This is a genomic window from Serratia sp. L9 (assembly GCF_050632285.1).
Lineage (GTDB): Bacteria > Pseudomonadota > Gammaproteobacteria > Enterobacterales > Enterobacteriaceae > Chania.
The window spans coordinates 898,286-916,927 of the sequence record NZ_CP192591.1; the positions used below are offsets into that span (position 1 = coordinate 898,286).

Consider the following 18,642-nt stretch of genomic DNA (forward strand, 5'->3'; position numbering starts at 1 on the left):
GATGCAAATGAAATTGGCTCTCTTCTTACTTTGCCGCTTATAGCGAAAAACAAGTTGTGTGGAAAGGTAAGTTAAGCAATGGTATTTGGTGGAATTATTATGATTCAACGCATCATCCTTATCCATTTGGTCAAGCTCCTGGTCAATTTGATTTTAAGCGTGATGCTGTAAAAGAGTTTACAGGAGGTGTTGTTACCCCCGTTGCCGCACTTGCTTATTATATTCTTGGCAATGGGGAGGAGCGAAGGATTAAGATTGAAAACATTAGAATGAAATTGAAAGCATCCGATATTCCTCCAGTAATGAGCGTTATCAATAGTGGGCAAGTCGGGGTGTTTGATATTTCATCCAACTTCACGAGAGAGACTTCCAAGAATGGCATGATCCCATGCCGCCTACCTTGGTAACATTACGCTGAAAACGGAGGGGATCCTATCCATACAGCAAAATGGTGTCTGGAATTACAATGGGGTTATAAGAGCATATAATAAGACCTTTGATGCAAACCCTAGCTCGCATCGGAGGTACATTAGGCGAAAGCAACCACTATATTACCTGCCATCAACGGAAAACCATATACAATTACCATTCCTGGTGATCTCCCAGAAAAATATAGTGGTAAGAGATAATAATATCTGTTCACCCCTTTATTTTAAAGGGGCGAAATTTCCGGATGAATATTCTATATTCCCATCACGGCACTTATAAAGTGCAAAGTATTCCTTTTTATGCTGTATACCGCCAGCAATAAATGGCAAGAGGATCACGTCAGAACCTGTGATATTATTTTTATCAAAAATTAAGTCTGGCTTTTGTGTCCCTAAAACTTCGGAGTCCTTTTCCCACCGAGGCATTCTAATTTTATAGAAATCATCCTGAACAACACTGATTAATTCATCTACTTTTTCATAGTTACAAACTTGAAATTCTTCTGCTGCTGCCACAGTCGAAGAAAAAGTTGATAAAATGTAAAGTGTCATAAAAACTTTCACCCACTGCATAATTTTCTCTCTTATTAACTTCACGTAATAATAATATTCTTGCACGCAATGCAAGATGCAATTCAATTAAGCTATCTTCCTTTTGTGAAGTTTGCGTGAAGTCGGCATAACTTTAAAATATATTCTGAAGTATTTCGATGAGCAAAAGAAATAGGAGTGAGGCCATTAAACAACGTGTATTGACAACAGCCAAGGGCCATCAGCGGCTTTCAGGACGACAAAGCGAGATCGAAAAAATAACAGCGTTTAACAAAACCATGACCGAAATTACCCGCCTGCCGTTGAGCGTCTAACGCCGCATCGCACACAGCAGATTTCTGAGCCGCACCCATAAAAAACGCCGGTATCGCTACCGGCGTCAGATTGAGAACAACATGGCAGTGTTGCTGAGGTAAGTTGCCAGCCTGGAGAGCGGCCTCAAGACCCAGCCGTTTCTTCCTGGTCGACAGCAAAACAGGCCACCATCTGGTCACCATACTGCTTGAGCTGTGGTTGCAACTGGGTGCAGGTGCCAAAGGCACGACGGCAGCGAGCGTTAAACGCACAGCCCGGCGGCGGGTTCATCGGGCTAGGCAGCTCACCGGTCAGTTTGATGCGCTCACGGCGCATATCCGGGTTCAGACGCGGCGTAGCAGATAGCAGTGCCTGAGTGTACGGATGGCGCGGATTATTGAAAATGGCGTCTTTACTGCCTTTCTCCACGCAGCGGCCGAGGTACATCACCATCACTTCATCAGCAATGTGTTCCACCACCGACAGATCGTGAGAGATGAACACGTATGACAGCCCCAGATCCTGCTGCAGATCCATCATCAGATTCAGCACCTGCGCACGCACCGACACGTCCAGCGCGGAAACCGGCTCATCGGCAATCACCACATCCGGGTTGAGCATCAGACCACGCGCAATAGCAATACGCTGGCGTTGACCACCGGAGAACATATGCGGATAACGATCATAATGTTCGGTTTTCAGACCGACCTTCGCCATCATCTCCAACGCTTTTTCACGCCTTTCGGCCCGGCTCAACTCGGTATTGATCTGTAACGGCTCCTCAAGGATCTGCCCGACTTTCTTACGCGGGTTCAACGATCCGTAAGGATTCTGGAACACGATCTGGATCTTCTGGCGGCGTAGCTTCTCCGCCGTAACGTCCGGCTTGAGCAAATCTTGCCCCTGATAGTAAAGCTCACCACCGGTCGGCACTTCAATCATGGTCAGCAGACGACCCAGCGTGGACTTGCCACAGCCAGATTCCCCCACTACCGCCAGCGTCTTGCCGCGCTCAAGGGTAAAGGAAACGCCATCCAGCGCTTTTACCAGCCGTTCCGGGGCAAACAACCCCTTCTTGACCGGGTAATGTTTTTTCAGGTCAATAGCCTGCAATAAAGGGTAGTTCTGGCTCATACGGTCGGCCTCCCCGCATCATCCAGCGGTGTGTGACATTTAACCTGACGGCCAGGAATGCTACGCAGTTCCGGCTCTTCTACACGGCAACGTTCTGTGGCATACGGGCAACGTGGGTTCAGCAGGCAGCCTTCTGGCCGATCATATTTACCCGGCACCACACCCGGCAGTGAAGCCAGACGCGCCTTGTCGGTAGCAAACTCCGGCAAGGCACGCAGCAGCGCCTGAGTGTACGGATGGCGTGGCGCACGGAAGATTTCCGATGACTTACCGGACTCCACCACCTGCCCGGCATACATCACGATGATGTGATGTGCCGCTTCGGCCACCAGCGCCAGATCGTGAGTGATCAGCAGCAGCGCCATGTTTTCGCGCTGTTGCAGCTCGAGCAGCAACTCAATGATCTGTGCCTGAATGGTCACGTCGAGCGCGGTAGTCGGCTCATCGGCAATCAGCAGTTTTGGCCGGCAGGCGATCGCCATGGCGATCATCACGCGCTGGCTCATCCCACCGGAAAGTTGGTGCGGGTAAACATCCAGCCGCGAGGCCGGATCGGGAATACCGACCTGATTGAGCAGATCGATAGCTCGCTGGCGACGAGTGCGACGGTTGCCGCCCTGATGCACCTTCAGCGCCTCCATAATCTGGTAGCCCACGGTGTAGCACGGATTGAGGCTGGTCATCGGATCCTGGAAAATCATCGCCACTTCGGAACCCACCAGTTGGCGGCGTTCCTTTTCAGAGATTTTCCGCAAATCCTGGCCGTTAAACTCCAACTTATCGGCCATGACTTTACCGGGGTAATCAATCAACCCCATGATCGCCAGCGAACTGACGGACTTACCGGAGCCGGACTCGCCGACAATACCCACTACCTGGCCTTGTTCCACGCTATAACTGATTCGGTCTACCGCGCGGAACGGCGCGCCTTCGTCACCGAAGTGCACCGAAAGCTTGTCTACATTCAATAACGCCATGGTCCGTTCCTCGTTACTGCTTGAGTTTAGGGTCGAGAGCATCACGCAACCCGTCACCCATCAGGTTAAATGCCAAAACCGTCAGCAGAATTGCCACCCCTGGGAAGGTCACAACCCACCAGGCACTTTGTGCGAACTGCAAAACGTCGGAGAGCATGGTGCCCCACTCCGGCGTTGGCGGTTGCGCACCCATGCCCAGAAAGCCGAGCGCGGCCATGTCCAGGATAGCGTTCGAGAAACCAAGAGAAGCCTGCACGATTAGCGGTGCCAGGCAGTTTGGCAAGATATTGACGAACATCTGTCGAGTTGCCCCGGCCCCCGCTACGCGGGAAGCCGTGACGTAATCACGGTTCACTTCTACCAGCACCGCGGCGCGGGTCAGACGGACATAGTGCGGCAGGGCCACAAAGGTCAGCGCCAGCGAGGCGTTAACGATTGACGGGCCAAATACCGCCACCAGTACCAGAGCCAACAGCAGGCTTGGCAGCGCCAGCATGATGTCGACCACACGCATGATGATGGCATCGACCACGCCGCCGAAGTAACCGGCCAGCAGGCCAAACACCACGCCCATAATCAGCGAGAGCACCACCACCAGGCAACCAACCAGCAGCGAGAGCCTGGCACCGTACATCAGGCGCGACAACACATCACGGCCCACATCGTCGGTACCCAACAGGTATTGCCAGCTGCCGCCTTCCTGCCAGACCGGTGGTCTGAGCAAGGCATCACGGAACTGTTCGGCTGGCGCATGCGGAGCCAGGAACCCGGCCCCCAGCGCAATAATCAGCATGATAACGATATAAATCAGGCCAACAACGGCCCCTTTGTTGCGCTTGAAATAGTGCCAAAACTCCTGGAGTGGGGTCATTGGCTTCGGCGCACCTTTCACTACAGACTCGGTAATTTGAGACATCAGAGCGCCCCTTATTTCTTGTGGCGAATGCGCGGGTTAACGACGCCGTAGAGCACGTCTACCAGCAGGTTAACCAGAATAATCATACAGGCGACCAGCAACACGCCACCCTGGACAACCGGGTAATCCCGGCGTTGCAGCGCATCCATCAGCCAGCGGCCCAATCCCGGCCAGGAGAAGATGGTTTCGGTCAGGATCGCCCCGGCCAGCATGGTGCCGACCTGAAGACCAATCACGGTGACCACCGGCAGCAAGGCGTTACGCAGTGCGTGTACCACGATCACCCGCATACGGCTCACCCCTTTGGCGCGCGCGGTACGAATGTAGTCTTCCCCAAGCACTTCCAGCATCGAGGAACGGGTCATACGCACAATAACTGCCAGCGGAATGGTGCCCAATACGATAGCAGGCAGGATCATATGCATCACGGCATCGATGAAGTCGCCTGGCTCACCCCAGATCAGGGTGTCGATCAGCATAAATCCGGTCAACGGCAGGCTGTCGTCGAGGAATACCGTATCGCTTATTCGCCCCGATACGGGCGTGAGATTGAGCTGCACCGACACCAGCATGATCAGCATCATGCCCCACCAGAAAATCGGCATCGAATAGCCGGTCAGCGAGACCCCCACGGCGGTATGATCAAACACCGAACCGCGTTTGACCGCCGCCAGCACCCCCACAGGAATACCGACAATCACCGCGAAAAGCATCGCGCAGAAACCCAGCTCCAGGGTGGCCTTAAAGCGGGGGACAAACTCTTCCCAAACGGAAATACGGCTCTTGAGGGACGTACCCAGATCGCCATGCAGCACGTTGGTTACGTAATGGAAATATTGTTGATAGAGCGGTTTGTCCAGCCCCATCTCGGCCATGAGCTGTGCATGGCGCTCTGCGGAGATCCCGCGTTCCCCGGCCATGATGGTCACCGGATCGCCGGGGATCATATGGACGAATGCAAAAGTCAGCAATGTTATGCCGATAAACGTTGGGATAACTAACCCCAAACGTCGGAGTATGAACTGCAACATATCCCGAACTCTCTGTATAAAGTGCCTGGTAGCTCATCGTCCGCCAGGCTTATTAAAACTCACACTCTTCACGACATTCTTCTGGGGACGGGAATGCAGGGGCGCAACGTATTGCGCCCCTGCAAATTCGGTCCCAAAACCGGCCTTATCGGGCAGGATTAATCCAGAGAAACGTTCTCAAAGTGATGCTTACCAAGCGGATCCACCACATAGCCCTTCACTTCTTTACGCACTGGCTCGTAAACGGTTGAGTGAGCAATAATCAGTGCCGGAGCCTGATCGTGCATCACCACCTGAGCCTGCTTGTAAAGTTCTACGCGTTTTTCGTGGTTCGATTCGGAACGAGCAGGTTGGATCAGATCCTCAAATGGCTTGTAACACCAACGGGAGTAGTTGGAGCCATCTTTCGCCGCTGCGCAGCTGAACAGCGTAGCGAAGAAGTTGTCAGGGTCCCCATTGTCACCGGTCCACCCCATCATTACCGTCTGGTGTTCACCATCTTTGGCACGCTTGAGGTATTCGCCCCACTCGTAAGAAACGATCTTGGCATTCACGCCAATCTTCGCCCAGTCGGACTGGATCATTTCCGCCATGCGGCGAGCGTTCGGGTTATACGGACGCTGTACCGGCATTGCCCACAGATCGATAGAGAAACCGTCTGGCATACCCGCTTCTTTCAGCAGTTCTTTGGCCTTGTCCGGATTGTATGCGTAATCCTGCACCGCATCGTTGTAGCCCCACATGGTTGGTGGGATCAGGTTCTTGGCAGGCTGGCCTGCACCCTGATAAACCGCGTCAATGATGGCTTGTTTGTTCACCGCCATGGTCAGCGCCTGACGCACTTTCACGTTATCCAGCGGTTTTTTCTCAACGTTGAACGACAGATAGCCCACGTTCAGGCCAGGCTGTTCCATCAGGTTGAGGGTTTTGTCCTGCTTCATACGAGCGATGTCAGCCGGGTTCGGGTACGGCATGACCTGGCACTCGTTTTTCTGCAGTTTGGCATAACGCACCGAGGCGTCTGGCGTGATGGAGAATACCAGGCGATCGATCTTCGGCTTGGTGCCCCAGTAGCCTTCAAAGGCCTTGTAGAGGATCTTGGAGTCTTTCTGATACTGCAACAGCTGGAACGGACCGGTACCGACAGGGTTCAGATCCACTTTCTCCGGCGTGCCGGCTTTCAACATATTGTCGGCGTATTCCGCAGACAGGATGGAAGCAAAGTCCATACCCAGGTCAGCCAGGAATGGGGCTTCCGGACGTGTCAGCGTGAAACGCACGGTATTGTCGTCCACTTTCTCGACTTTGCTGATCAGCTCCCCCATGCCCATACCCTGGAAGTATTCATAGCTACCGCCAGAAACCTTGTGGTAAGGGTGGTTCGGATCGAGCTGGCGCATAAAGGAATAAACAACGTCGTCAGCATTGAAATCACGGGTCGGTTTGAACGCTTTACTGTCTTGCCACTTCACGCCTTTGCGCAGGTGGAAGGTATAGGTTTTGCCGTCTTCGCTAACGTCCCATTTCTCGGCCAGGCCAGGTTCCAGCTCGGTGGTACCCAGTTTGAACTCGACCAGACGGTTATAAATTGGCACTGAGCTGGCATCATAGGTGGTGCCGGAAGTGAACAACTGCGGGTTGAACCCTTCAGGAGAACCTTCAGAACAGTAAACCAGTGTCTTTGCCTGTACGCTGGCCGCAACGGTCAACGCAATCAGCCCAATACCGAATTTCAGAATCCCTGATTTACCCAAGGAACTTGTCATCGCTAGTGCTCCGTATGTGATGTGATGTGTGTAATTACTGCCAGGCCCTATATTTTTTATTGCACTGCCTGTGCAGTCGGTGCCCGAGAGCAGGAGGAAAAAAGTGCGAGAGTGCCGGATGGAACGCATCACGGCTGGGCGTTTTAAGCGCGTGTGAGCCACTCATACACCTATCGCTCTTATCCCTGAGGTTACCAAATTGCCAACTGTTTTGAGTGTCGTCAATATAACCAGTAGGGATTTACATAGACTGTGAGAAACAGCAAACAAACATAAAAAAAACCTTTCCGTAACAGTTACAGCATTAAAATTTATGCTAAGCGCCATTTTTCAGGGTAATGAGCTATGTAACAGAACGCATCCAGCGTTAAGCTCCGATAAAAAACTAAAAAAGTTTGTTACTGAATGATGAATATCTGAACGGTTATTTTTGTGATCAAGGTAAAAGACAGTAGGAAATGCTGAAGCGCCACCCGAAAGAGTGAGGGAAGTGGACGTTTTTTGAACGGGGGTTGGCCACAATTTGTGTGATGCAAAAAACTCTCACCGGGGAAATAAGCCGGGGATAAATCGCCCCCGGCATAGCGACACTCCTATTACTGCCCCGTGGCCGAATTACCCAGGCTGGCGTTCATATTGTTGAGAATATCACCGTTATCGGCGTCGATTTCCCACGAAAATAGCCCGCCCAACTGCTTATCCAACACATATTTGCCTTTTGCCTGGATGGAGCGTGCATCGTCGAAGGTGATCAGATCGCCGCTAGAGGCTTTGAACACGTAAGGTGCTTCTGCCGTGGCGTCGTAGCTGTATACCCATTCGCCGCTCATATTCTCATTAGCGATCTGACGATAATCTACGATACCGTTCTCCCAGGTGCCTTTAACTGGCCCGGTGGCCGTACCGCTGAACGGGTTGTTGTTCTGGTAGCCGTTCACGCCGGTCCAACCACGCCCGTACATTGCTGCTCCCACCACAATTTTACCCGGCTTGACCCCCTGTGCCAGCAGTGCATTGACGCCGTTACTGGTGGTATAAGCAGTATCCGGTTTCCAGGCAGGTGCATTCAGCGCCGTCTGGTGGCCCAGATTTTTCAAATCGAACGCCCCATAGAAGTCATAACTCATCAGGAAAATATGATCCATCGCGTTCTGCGCCGTGTTGTAATCCACCTTGTCGATTTTGTCCTTACCCGCGCTGATAGCCGAAGTCAGCTCGTATTTGCGACCCGTCTCTGCCGAAAGCTGATCCAGCATGGCGCGCAAATCCTTCATCAATTGGACGTAAGTGGCGCCATCTTGCGCACTTCCCAGATTCGGGTTGGCACCTTGGCCGCCTGGGAATTCCCAGTCAATATCGACGCCGTCAAAAAACTTCCAGGTTTGCAGGAACTCCTTCACCGAGGCGACAAAGCGATCGCGCTTTACCTGATCCCCCATAAAGAAGAACGGATCCGACAGCGTCCAACCGCCGATTGACGGCAGGATTTTCAGATCTGGCCTAGCTTGCTTCAACGCCATCAACTGGCCAAAGTTGCCTTTATAGGGATCGTCCCAGGCACCGACGCCTTTCTGGCCCTTCTGCAAGGCGGCAAAAGGATCGTGGATCGAGACCTTAAAATCTTCACGCCCTTGGCACGAACGCTGCAGCGCCTGGAAACTGCCCTCGATCTCTTTGAGGCTATCGTTGATACCATCACCGCCGCAAATCGGGATAAAACCATACAGCAGATGGGTCAGATTCTGGGCCGGGATTTTATCTACCGTGAAGTTACGGCCATAAACCCCCCACTCAACAAAATAAGACCCCACCACTTTGCCGGAATCCTGTTTATAAGGCTTATTTTTCTCCCGCAGCGGTTCTGCTAACGGAGCCAAATGGCTGCCGTCCGTATCGGCAATAATAATTTCCTTGGCATCGCTGGCAGTGCAACCATCGGCATTACATAATGCCACCTGCATTTGATAACGGCCGCCTTTATTCACTTTAAAATTGGCCGTACCGGCAGCACCGGTAGAAGGCCCAGTCCATACTTCTTTGCCGTTTAATAAAACCTTTGCCGTTGTTCCCACATCACCATTCCATAAGTTCCATGAAACGGCTACGTCGGCAGCATTTTTTACTTTCACCAGATTATTATAAGCCGTTGCCGCCTGGTCGACTTCAATAATGGCGAACTTGGTCTCACCCCAGGCCAACACGGGCTTCCCCGGCGCGGCAGCCTGCGCCGCCGAACACAACGTACTACCTATCAACAACGCTAACAGCGGTTTATTAAATTTGCGCATAACTGATTCCTTTAATTCCAAGAGAAAGAAGATAAATATCTTTAATGCAGCTACCGAAATTCGCGGATAAAACGGCCCCGCAATAATCATGGCTGATTAAAGAAAATGGATAATCGGATATAATTTCAATTCACGGCGAGAATAATCACTCCCGTTCCGCACCAACAGAATATAGATAAAGAAATCTATAACACAATAGTGCTATTAATCGGGTTTTAGGGGTCAATAATGAATTTATTTACATTTAGGTAACAATCGCCCGTGGCTACGCAGTATGTGAATTTATTTCTGGCAAAGCATCAATATTTGTCATGCTGCATGATGATTCTGAGAATCACTTAGCCGCTTGAGGCTGAGCTCTGGCTTTGCGATTTAAAGTACTCGCGCATAAAAAGGACATTTCACTGGCAGAGTTGGCAGGTGAATTTCACCACAAATTATTGATATTTATTCAAATTAAATATATTAATACTGCTCATAAAGACATGTTATTAAAAACAGTATTGACAGTGCATAATAAATCCGTAGATTGGTATTCAACAGCGGTGATTTGATAGTTCGCTGTTGAGTTAAAAGAGTCTTTAATAAGTTTTTTAGTGTGTTGCGATAAAGGCCACGAAGTATTTTTTGTATGGGACAATCGCAGTGGAGCATAGATTACAGCTCACTCGATAATGCTTTCAGGCCACGTAGTCAGTATCGACGATCGCAGGGTGTGTACGATAACGCGATGATGTAAGGCTCTGATTTTAGTTTGTGGATGTTACGTATTGTTAAGTAGGTGTTATTTGAGTGCGTAACGAAAGTAAGGCCACGCATCAATAGTTCATATCGCGAGGGAGATGTACCAGTTTAACCTACTGAACCAGTAGGATTCGTATAACCAGTCAGTATATGGGAGGATGTAGCTAGCTTTTTAGTACCCAATATTATCTGTGATAAACGAGTACATTTTTAAATAGTATCAAGCAGTACCAAGCGTTTAAGTTGATGAATGTTAAATTTTAAATTTGCAGTAACCTAAAAGCCCTGGCTATTTCAGTCAGGGCTTTTTTCATTTATTGCCTGCATCGTTGCTGCTCGCCCCTTCGGGGTATCGCTTACGCGATATGCAAATCTGCTCCCGGCAGATTTGTCGACCTCCGCGGAGGTTCTCATCCTCATAAACTCCAGGCGAAAAAAACCTGCTTAAAAAGCAGGTTTCTTGAATGTGGTCGGCGAGAGAGGATTCGAACCTCCGACCCACTGGTCCCAAACCAGTTGCGCTACCAAGCTGCGCTACTCGCCGATGCGGGGCGCATCTTACTGCTGGGGGTCATACGCGTCAATCACTTTTTCTGCCCAGACTGCCAAGTGATGGTAAAAACGCCAGAAAGGCGAGTATATACCCTATGAATTTCAAATTGGCCGCTCAAATACCCAGATCACTTATCCCCTGACGCTGCCTTAAGCCAGTGACTGCAGGTAACAACGCTGCAACTTGAAACACGACGGGCATCAAGCTGATACCCGCCTTTCAGACCCATTACAGCGTATCGCTGTCGGCTTTAGTTTGCGGGATATTGCACCAGTTATTTTTATCCACAATACCGCCGTCTGGCGAGGTATAGCCAAGGCAACCCAGGATGCTGTCAAACAGCTCCACATGGCGGTGGGTTTTGCCAATACGCTGCTGGGCCTGCAACTGCTCAAACGCACTCAGATGCTGCGGGTCTTCAAGATATTTGTCTGATGCCCACACAATCAGCGGCACGCGGAACTGCTCTGGCGGAGCCATTTCCCGCGGCGTGCCGTGCAAATGCGAGTTTTCACCAATCGATTCACCATGATCGGCAGCGTAAAACACGATGGCTTTCTTATCACGGACCTGGTCAATCACGCTGTCAATAAAGGTATCGGTGTAGAGCACCGAGTTATCATAAGCATTAATCAGACGCTCTTTGGAGCAGAACTCATCCACCCCCATACACTCCGGCTGATAACGGGCGAAACTGCGTGGATAACGCTGCGAATAGAGATAATGTGAGCCTTTGGTGTGCAAGATCACCAAATGCTTGCCGTCGGGATTACGCGCCAGGGACTCTTTCATCTCATCCACCAGCAGCATATCGTCCACCGATTTGCCGTCGTTACGCTTCTCGGAGGCGATCATTTCGCGGAAAGAGTAGTTATCCACGTCAGTGTTGTTGTAGAACCACACTTCACTTTGCATCGCGAACAGTTCAGATGAGAACCCCAGCCCTTTCAGCACCGCGAAGATATTCTGTTCTTTCAGCGTACGCTGCGGATTATCCGACGTGCCCCCTTCGCGTACGAACATACAGCGCAACGAAAGTTTGGTGGAGGTATCGCAAGATTCACCACGGAATGCCACCAGGTTCTTCTCCTGTGACAACTTTGGCGTTGTATCGCGTTCATAGCCCAGGATACCCATATGATCCCAGCGCGTGGTCTCACCGATGATAAACACCACATAGGTCTCATCAATGCCAGCAGGGGGAACATAGGTGAAGTTTTTACCCGGATCGAACATGTTTGCTTCGTCCTGGCTTTCGTCGTAACGGGTGTAAGCAAACAGTCCCAGCGCCGAGATCCAGTTTGAAGGCAGATAAGAGTGGGCGACAACGCCACCGTAACTTGGCAGGTCAATATTGGTTATCTTTTCCTGCGCGCTTTGCTCTTTATCCAACGTGCGTAGAGGCAGCCATACCAACGCCACCACCGCCAACAGAATAAGCAATGGCTTGATACGATGACCCGGCGTCTTCAACTGTTCAATCAGAGTATCTTTCAGATTGTTGCGCCAGATGCACAGCAACGGCAAGGCGCTGATGACAATCATCCACAACACAAAGTGCATCCCGACCACTTCTTTAGAGAGATCGATATCGGTGGTCATCACCGAAACGATAATCCCATAGCCGATCACCACGTTAAAGAACGTCATGTAATAGCTGGCAGCCACCGAGATCAGTACCAGCAAAGAGGCAATGATGCGATAGAACAGCCGGCCACCCAAAGACACCAGTCGCATGATAAAAAAGGTGAACAAGACAATGGCGATAACTTCAGTCACCGCAGAAACAACCTTGATCCCCTGAATGCCGTGCGCAAAGGAATCAAAACGACGGTAGAAAACGGAAAGGTTTAAAAATATGCCGATATAGATCGCTAACAATAACGATAAATTCTGCTGTGATAGCGATTTAACTTTGTTCATGTAACGCTGTAGCTCCGGGCTTACAAGTTCTGAAACCAATCAGACAGTCGATGTGCCGTCAGGTTCAGCCGATGGGCAATAAGCACCACTCCCCATAGCATAATCAAGAAAAATCGCAATAAATAAGCACTTTTTGCTAATTTTTGCCGCCAGCCAACATGAGTGAACGGTACGGCCATGAGGGAGCGGGGCCCTGCATTTTTGACCTAAATCGCAGGATTAATATTAAGTCAGGTCAAGGATTAGCCGCACCACTGGGTAGCCTGGCGCCAAAACCTGTCTGATGCGCAACTATCCGGCACGTTGGCTTTAACCTCCCCGGCAGCGCGACTAAAAAACGCGGTGGCGTGATACAAAATCAGGGGAAAATGAATATTACTTACACCGCTAAATAACTGCACACTTATTCTACAATAATAAATAACACACAACGAAATGAGTAAATATTTAACTGATAAAAACAGATAAACAACCCCAACAAACTCAAATTTAAATATCAGCACAAATCACACACCCATTATATTCTTAGTAAAACCAAGAATAATCCAGTTTACTGGCCTTGTGTTTACGTGAAATTAACCGAGCTGCTATCATCTTATTAGCCCACGAAGTGGGCAATCATTCAAAGCCCAATTTCCTACTATGCGCAGAATAACCTCCCCCCTTTCTCATATAGAATGAAATTATGGGTTGCCTATATCTCATAAAGAAAAAGGAATGTTTTTTAATGAATAAGACAAAAAAACAACTCATCGCCAAATTAACTCCAATTTGTTTTTTTAGCTTGGTCGCCTGGGGGGCCGTGGCCCATGCAGCAATCACTCCATCAGCTCCGGTTGCCGGTGGCCCTTCCGTGAGTGCCGGAGCCAATGGCAGCACCGTGGTTAATATCAATGCGGCAGGTAATGGCGGCGTTTCCCACAATATCTATTCGCAGTTTGATGTAGATAGAGGCGGCGTAGTGCTGAATAACAGTGCCGCGGGTTCCACATCGCAACTGGCCGGGAATATCGCCGGGAACGTCAATCTGGCTGGCGGTTCCGCCTCCATCATCCTTAATGAAGTCAACTCTAACAAAGCCAGCCAACTGAGCGGCATGATCGAAGTTGCTGGCCAGCAAGCCCAGGTTATCGTGGCCAACCCATCAGGGATCACCTGTAGCGGTTGTGGTTTTATCAATACCGATCGCGCAACGTTGACCACCGGTAAACCACAGGTGGCCAACGGTAAACTGCTTGGTTATACCGTAGAGAAAGGGACCATTATCATAAATGGTAACGGCCTGAATACCGCAGATGCCAACTACACTGACATTATCGCGCGCGTGGTACAGGTTAACGCCGATATCCATGCCAAAGATCTGAAAGTTACCGTCGGGCGCAACAATGTCAATGCGGATAATACCCAGATTGGGGAACTGACGCCGAGGGGCAATCTATCCTCAGTGGGTATTGACGTCGCCAAGCTAGGCGGGATGTACGCCAACAAAATTACGTTGGTAAGCACCGATCGTGGCGTTGGTGTGCGTAATGCGGGCACTATTGGCGCTGCCGTTGGTGATGTCAGCATGACCAGTGACGGTATCCTGGAAAATAAAGGGACTATCACCGCAAAAAATGACGTGATTATCGACACCACCCGCGCGCGCAAAGGTTACACCGGCTATTACTATGCCTATGGCCGTGCCCTGAACAACTCCGCGAACGGTATCATCAAAGCCGGCAACAATATCAATATCGACATTGCGAAAAGCAGGCTGAGTAACGGCGGCGGAACGCTCCAGGCAAACGGCGATATCAATATTGTCAGCAGCGACGTAGACAACAGGTATGGCAAAATTGAAAGTAAAGGCTCCGTGAATATGCGCCATGACCCTTATTATTATGGTTACGGCAGAACCTTAAATAACTATGGTGGTGTTATTCGTGGTGAGCAAGGTGTCGTAATTTCCTCTTACAGCCTGGATAATACTAACGGCCTGATCAGCGCTAACACTGGCGATCTCGATATTCACACCGCCGGATACACCTTGAATAATACCAGAGGGACTATCGAAGCCTGCTGTGAACTTAACCTGGATGTGGGTTACTTGAATAACAACTCCGGGTTAATTCAATCTCTGGATAACCTGACCATTAACACCAACAAGAGAGCCTTGGATAACAGCAAAGGCGCTATTCGCGGTGGTGAAAATGTATACATTAACAGCGCGGGTTTGAATAATACCTCTGGCCGCGTATTGTCCGAGAATTACCTGAACATCAACACCAACGGCGGGATGATCACCAACACCGGTCTGATTAAAGATACCTACGATGCCGGGCTGTTCAGTGGTGAAGGCGGCATGACGCTGATTGCCAGCACTATCACCAATACCAACGGGCAAATCTCATCGAAGGGCGACATTGTTACCCATACCTCAGCATCGCTGAGAAACACCAACGGCATCATCGAAAGCGACCGCAATATCGTGATGAACACCAGAAATCTCGATAACAGCAGAGGCACCATCAAATCGGTGGAAGACACCGTGATTACCGCCAACTCTATTGCCAACAGCAACGGTGAAATAAGTGCCGAGGGCCAGGCGACGCTGTCTTTATCGGGCAGCTATTCCCACCAAGGCAAACTGAGCGGTAAAGAAGGCCTCACTATCAACGCAGAGAAAGGCACTGTTTATAACTACGGCACGCTCTCTTCTGCCAATGGCGTGACCACCGTTAACAGCCGTAATTTCTTTAACCTGAGAAATTCGGTGATCAACAGCCCTGCTGGCGTACAACTGGTGCTGGGTACCCCTGGCAGCTTCACCAACAATGGCACCATTGACGGTGACATCACAATCATCCCAAACAAGTAAGTCATAACAGGTGGCCTCCGGGCCACCTGAGCTTCTCACGGATGCCCTAGTTCATATAAGGATATAAAGAATATGCGTGCTCGCTTTTCCGCTTCTCTGTTATTAGCTTTTTTTATCCCAGTCGCTAAGGGGGCGGAAAGTCTCCAGCTCATTGAGCAACAGGTAAACCGCCAACAAGAGCAGGAAAAGGCCCGTTACCACCAGTTAGAAACGCAAGGTAAGGATGTCCGCGCAGCCGACAGCGGCCCACAAAGCACCAGGCTAGAATTCCCGGCGGAGCCCAACTGTTTTGAAATCCGCCAGGTTATCCTCAATAAAGACCAAAAAATTCCGCAGTGGTTGCCTTTGCATAAACTCACCGGACAGGCTGAAGGACGCTGCCTGGGCATCGAGGGTATCCGCACGCTGGCCACCGCCGTACAAAACAAGTTAATCCGCCACGGGTACATCACTACCCGGGTCGTGGTTCCCCGCCAGGATTTGAATGAGGGCATACTGACATTGACCGTTTTGCCCGGTGTGATTGGTAATATCACCTTCAGCGAGCACAGCGACAAATACGCCAATCTCTACACCACTTTCCCTGGTCATAAGGGCGATATTCTGGATCTGCGTGCCATTGAGCAAGGGCTGGAAAATATACAGCGCATTCCCGGTGCTGATGCCAATGTGATCCTCCGCCCTGGCGCAAAGGCTGGCGGCACCGACATTGAAATCGAACGCACTCAGCCCTCATTTTGGCGCCTAGGTGGCTGGTTTGACGATGCGGGGAGCAAATATACCGGCCGCTACCAGAGCGGTGTGGCACTCTATCTGGATAACCCAACTTCATTAAACGATCTATTCTATGTTTCGGTCGGGCGTGATTTGCATTTCCACAACTCACACAATTCAAAGAATAGCTCCCTGTATTATTCCGTTCCCTACGGTTTCTGGTCGGTGGATATGTACGCCAGCCACAACGAGTATTTACAAAAGATCTCCGGGATCTGGGCAGATTTTCAGTATCAGGGTAAAAGCGATAACCTGAGCCTGAAGGTAAACCGCTTGCTGTACCGTAACGCCAGCCAGAAAACCACGCTCAGCGTTCAACTATTAAAAAACAATTCGCACTATTATCTGAACGACACGGAAATCAATAACCAGGAGCGCGATGTCACCAACCTGATCACCCGGTTGAACCACCGTCACTACATCGGCCAGTCCATTGTCGATGCGATGGTGAGCTATCAGCGCAATACGTCCTGGTTTGGTGCGCAGCAACAGGCTGGCACCAGTTCCAAAAGCCGTATCGCCAATCTAGATGTGAGCGCATTCGTCCCTTTCATCCTGTTTGGGCAATCGATGAGTTACCAACCTCGTTATCAACAGCAATACAGCCCCGATCGCCTGGCCACTCAGGATCAGTTCAGCATCGGCAACCGCTGGACAGTGCGCGGCTTTGACGGGGAGTTCAACCTGTCGGCCAACAAGGGCTATTCACTGCGCAATGACATTAACCTGAATCTGCCCAAGTTGAATCAGCAATTGTACGCAGGTATTGATTACGGCAAGGTCAGCAGGAGTAATAACAGTTTTACCACCGGCCATCTGACTGGCGGCGTGATCGGGATCAGAGGGGGAATAGGCCGGGTCAGCTATGACGCATTTGCCGGAGTGCCCATCTCAAAACCTGATGGTTTCGCCACCAGCCCGGTTAGTCTGGGGTTCACTCTGCAATGGCAGTTTTGATGGTGACCCCTCTTCTGATAGAAGAGGGGCCTGAAGGGGTTACTTGATTTTCAGGCTGCTGCCGTTGCTGTGGATCACATCGCGATACCAGTAAAAACTCTTCTTGCGGCGGCGCTCCAGGCTGCCGTTACCTACATCGTCACGATCAACATAAATAAAGCCGTAGCGCTTCGACATCTCCGCTTTAGAGGCGCTGACCAGATCAATCGGCCCCCAACTGGTGTACCCCATCACCTCGACGCCGTCATCGATCGCTTCGGCCACCTGCACCAGGTGATCGTTGATATAGTTGATGCGGTAATCGTCGTTGATGCTGCCATCGGCCTCAAGACGATCTTTCGCTCCCAGCCCGTTTTCAACAATAAACAGCGGTTTCTGGTAGCGGTCATACAGCACGTTAAGCAGGTAACGCAGCCCCACCGGGTCAATCTGCCAGCCCCATTCCGAGCTTGTCAGATGCGGGTTTGGCACCATATTGAGAATATTGGCACGGGCGGTGTTGTTCTGCTCTTCGTCGGTGGTGACACAACCGCTCATGTAGTAGCTGAAAGAGATAAAGTCGATGGTTTGCCGTAGCGCCTGCTTGTCTTCCTCGGTGATAGTCACCGTAATGTCGTTTTCACGGAAAAAACGCGTCATGTAAGCGGGGTAAGCACCGCGCGCCTGTACATCGCCAAAGAACATCCAATCGCGGTTCTGGCGCTGGGTTTCCAGCACGTCATCCGGCTTACAGCTCAGCGGGTATAGAATGCCGCCCAGCAGCATATTGCCAATCTGCCCACCCGGCACAATCTCGTGGCAGGCTTTTACCGCCTTGGCACTGGCTACCAACTGATGGTGGATCGCCTGATAAATCTCACTCTTGCTGCTGTCTTCCGGCAGACCGACGCCGGTAAAAGGCGCATGCAGAGACATATTGATCTCATTGAAGGTCAACCAATGCTTGACCTTGTGCTTGTAACGCTCAAACACCGTGCGAGCATAGCGTTCGAAGAACACAATGGTCTTGCGGTTCCCCCAACCACCATACTTTTGCGTCAGGCCATAAGGCATTTCATAGTGGGAAAGCGTAATCAGCGGCTGAATGCCGTATTTCGCCATCTCATCAAACAGACGATCGTAAAATGCCAACCCAGCCTCATTGGGGACTTCCTCATCCCCCTGCGGGAAGATGCGTGTCCAGGCGATTGAAGTTCGCAGGCATTTAAAGCCCATCTCGGCAAACAACGCGATATCTTCCGGGTAACGGTGGTAAAAATCGATCGCCACATCTTTGATGCCGCTGTCGCCCGCAACACGCGGCGTCAGTGCACCAAAAATCCCTTGTGGTTGCAGATCTGATGTCGAAAGGCCTTTACCCTCTTCCAGGTACGCACCTTCCACCTGATTTGCCGCGACCGCACCGCCCCATAAAAAGTGTTCTGGAAATTTGCAACTCATCGCTT

13 protein-coding genes and 1 tRNA gene are annotated in these 18,642 nt (G+C 50.7%); 4 read left to right on the plus strand and 10 right to left on the minus strand.

What is annotated here, in order from left to right; genetic code table 11:
• The first annotated feature begins 56 nt into the window (after positions 1 to 56).
• Both ACQ86O_RS04230 and ACQ86O_RS04235 read left to right on the plus strand, forming a co-directional pair.
• On the plus strand, positions 57 to 407 hold the full coding sequence (locus tag ACQ86O_RS04230) for a lipid II-degrading bacteriocin (protein WP_431224245.1): 351 nt from the start codon (positions 57 to 59) through the stop codon (positions 405 to 407).
• A gap of 31 nt (positions 408 to 438) precedes the next feature.
• Complete coding sequence (locus tag ACQ86O_RS04235) at positions 439 to 708, plus strand: lipid II-degrading bacteriocin (protein WP_431225644.1); 270 nt, start codon at positions 439 to 441, stop codon at positions 706 to 708.
• On the opposite strand, the gene ACQ86O_RS04240 is transcribed toward ACQ86O_RS04235, so the two are convergent.
• From ACQ86O_RS04240 to eptB, 9 genes are all read right to left on the minus strand, one after another.
• Positions 648 to 1,001 carry a YebF family protein gene (locus ACQ86O_RS04240; RefSeq protein ID WP_431224246.1) on the minus strand — a complete coding sequence of 118 codons (354 nt, stop codon included), beginning with the start codon at positions 999 to 1,001 and terminating at the stop codon, positions 648 to 650. The genes ACQ86O_RS04235 and ACQ86O_RS04240 overlap by 61 nt on opposite strands.
• Before the next feature lie 417 nt (positions 1,002 to 1,418).
• Positions 1,419 to 2,408: a dipeptide ABC transporter ATP-binding subunit DppF gene (gene dppF / locus ACQ86O_RS04245; RefSeq protein ID WP_431224247.1), complete on the minus strand. Its 990-nt coding sequence runs from the start codon at positions 2,406 to 2,408 to the stop codon at positions 1,419 to 1,421.
• On the minus strand, positions 2,405 to 3,385 hold the full coding sequence (dppD, locus tag ACQ86O_RS04250) for a dipeptide ABC transporter ATP-binding protein (RefSeq protein WP_431224248.1): 981 nt from the start codon (positions 3,383 to 3,385) through the stop codon (positions 2,405 to 2,407). The genes dppF and dppD overlap by 4 nt, the downstream gene beginning before the upstream one ends.
• A gap of 13 nt (positions 3,386 to 3,398) precedes the next feature.
• A complete protein-coding gene (gene dppC, locus ACQ86O_RS04255; protein WP_431224249.1) occupies positions 3,399 to 4,301 on the minus strand; it encodes a dipeptide ABC transporter permease DppC in 903 nt (300 codons plus the stop codon).
• Between the two features lie 11 nt (positions 4,302 to 4,312).
• Positions 4,313 to 5,332, minus strand: coding sequence for a dipeptide ABC transporter permease DppB (gene dppB / locus ACQ86O_RS04260; RefSeq protein ID WP_431224250.1), 1,020 nt, complete (start codon positions 5,330 to 5,332; stop codon positions 4,313 to 4,315).
• A gap of 158 nt (positions 5,333 to 5,490) precedes the next feature.
• Positions 5,491 to 7,098 carry a dipeptide ABC transporter periplasmic-binding protein DppA gene (gene dppA / locus ACQ86O_RS04265; protein ID WP_431224251.1) on the minus strand — a complete coding sequence of 536 codons (1,608 nt, stop codon included), beginning with the start codon at positions 7,096 to 7,098 and terminating at the stop codon, positions 5,491 to 5,493.
• A 596-nt stretch (positions 7,099 to 7,694) separates the two neighbouring features.
• On the minus strand, positions 7,695 to 9,386 hold the full coding sequence (locus ACQ86O_RS04270) for a glycosyl hydrolase family 18 protein (protein ID WP_431224252.1): 1,692 nt from the start codon (positions 9,384 to 9,386) through the stop codon (positions 7,695 to 7,697).
• A 1,211-nt stretch (positions 9,387 to 10,597) separates the two neighbouring features.
• Positions 10,598 to 10,674: transfer RNA gene (locus ACQ86O_RS04275), tRNA-Pro, on the minus strand.
• 237 nt (positions 10,675 to 10,911) lie between these two features.
• Positions 10,912 to 12,606, minus strand: coding sequence for a kdo(2)-lipid A phosphoethanolamine 7''-transferase (eptB, locus tag ACQ86O_RS04280; protein WP_431224253.1), 1,695 nt, complete (start codon positions 12,604 to 12,606; stop codon positions 10,912 to 10,914).
• Positions 12,607 to 13,408: 802 nt separating this feature from the next.
• On the opposite strand from eptB, the gene ACQ86O_RS04285 reads away from it, so the two are divergent.
• Together ACQ86O_RS04285 and ACQ86O_RS04290 are read left to right on the plus strand one after the other, a co-directional pair.
• Positions 13,409 to 15,466 carry a filamentous hemagglutinin N-terminal domain-containing protein gene (locus tag ACQ86O_RS04285; RefSeq protein WP_431224254.1) on the plus strand — a complete coding sequence of 686 codons (2,058 nt, stop codon included), beginning with the start codon at positions 13,409 to 13,411 and terminating at the stop codon, positions 15,464 to 15,466.
• A gap of 72 nt (positions 15,467 to 15,538) precedes the next feature.
• Positions 15,539 to 17,197 (plus strand): ShlB/FhaC/HecB family hemolysin secretion/activation protein, encoded by a 1,659-nt coding sequence (locus ACQ86O_RS04290; protein WP_431224255.1) that lies wholly within the window; start codon positions 15,539 to 15,541, stop codon positions 17,195 to 17,197.
• A 39-nt stretch (positions 17,198 to 17,236) separates the two neighbouring features.
• On the opposite strand, the gene ACQ86O_RS04295 is transcribed toward ACQ86O_RS04290, so the two are convergent.
• Positions 17,237 to 18,637 carry a glycoside hydrolase family 1 protein gene (locus ACQ86O_RS04295; protein ID WP_431224256.1) on the minus strand — a complete coding sequence of 467 codons (1,401 nt, stop codon included), beginning with the start codon at positions 18,635 to 18,637 and terminating at the stop codon, positions 17,237 to 17,239.
• Positions 18,638 to 18,642 lie beyond the last annotated feature (5 nt).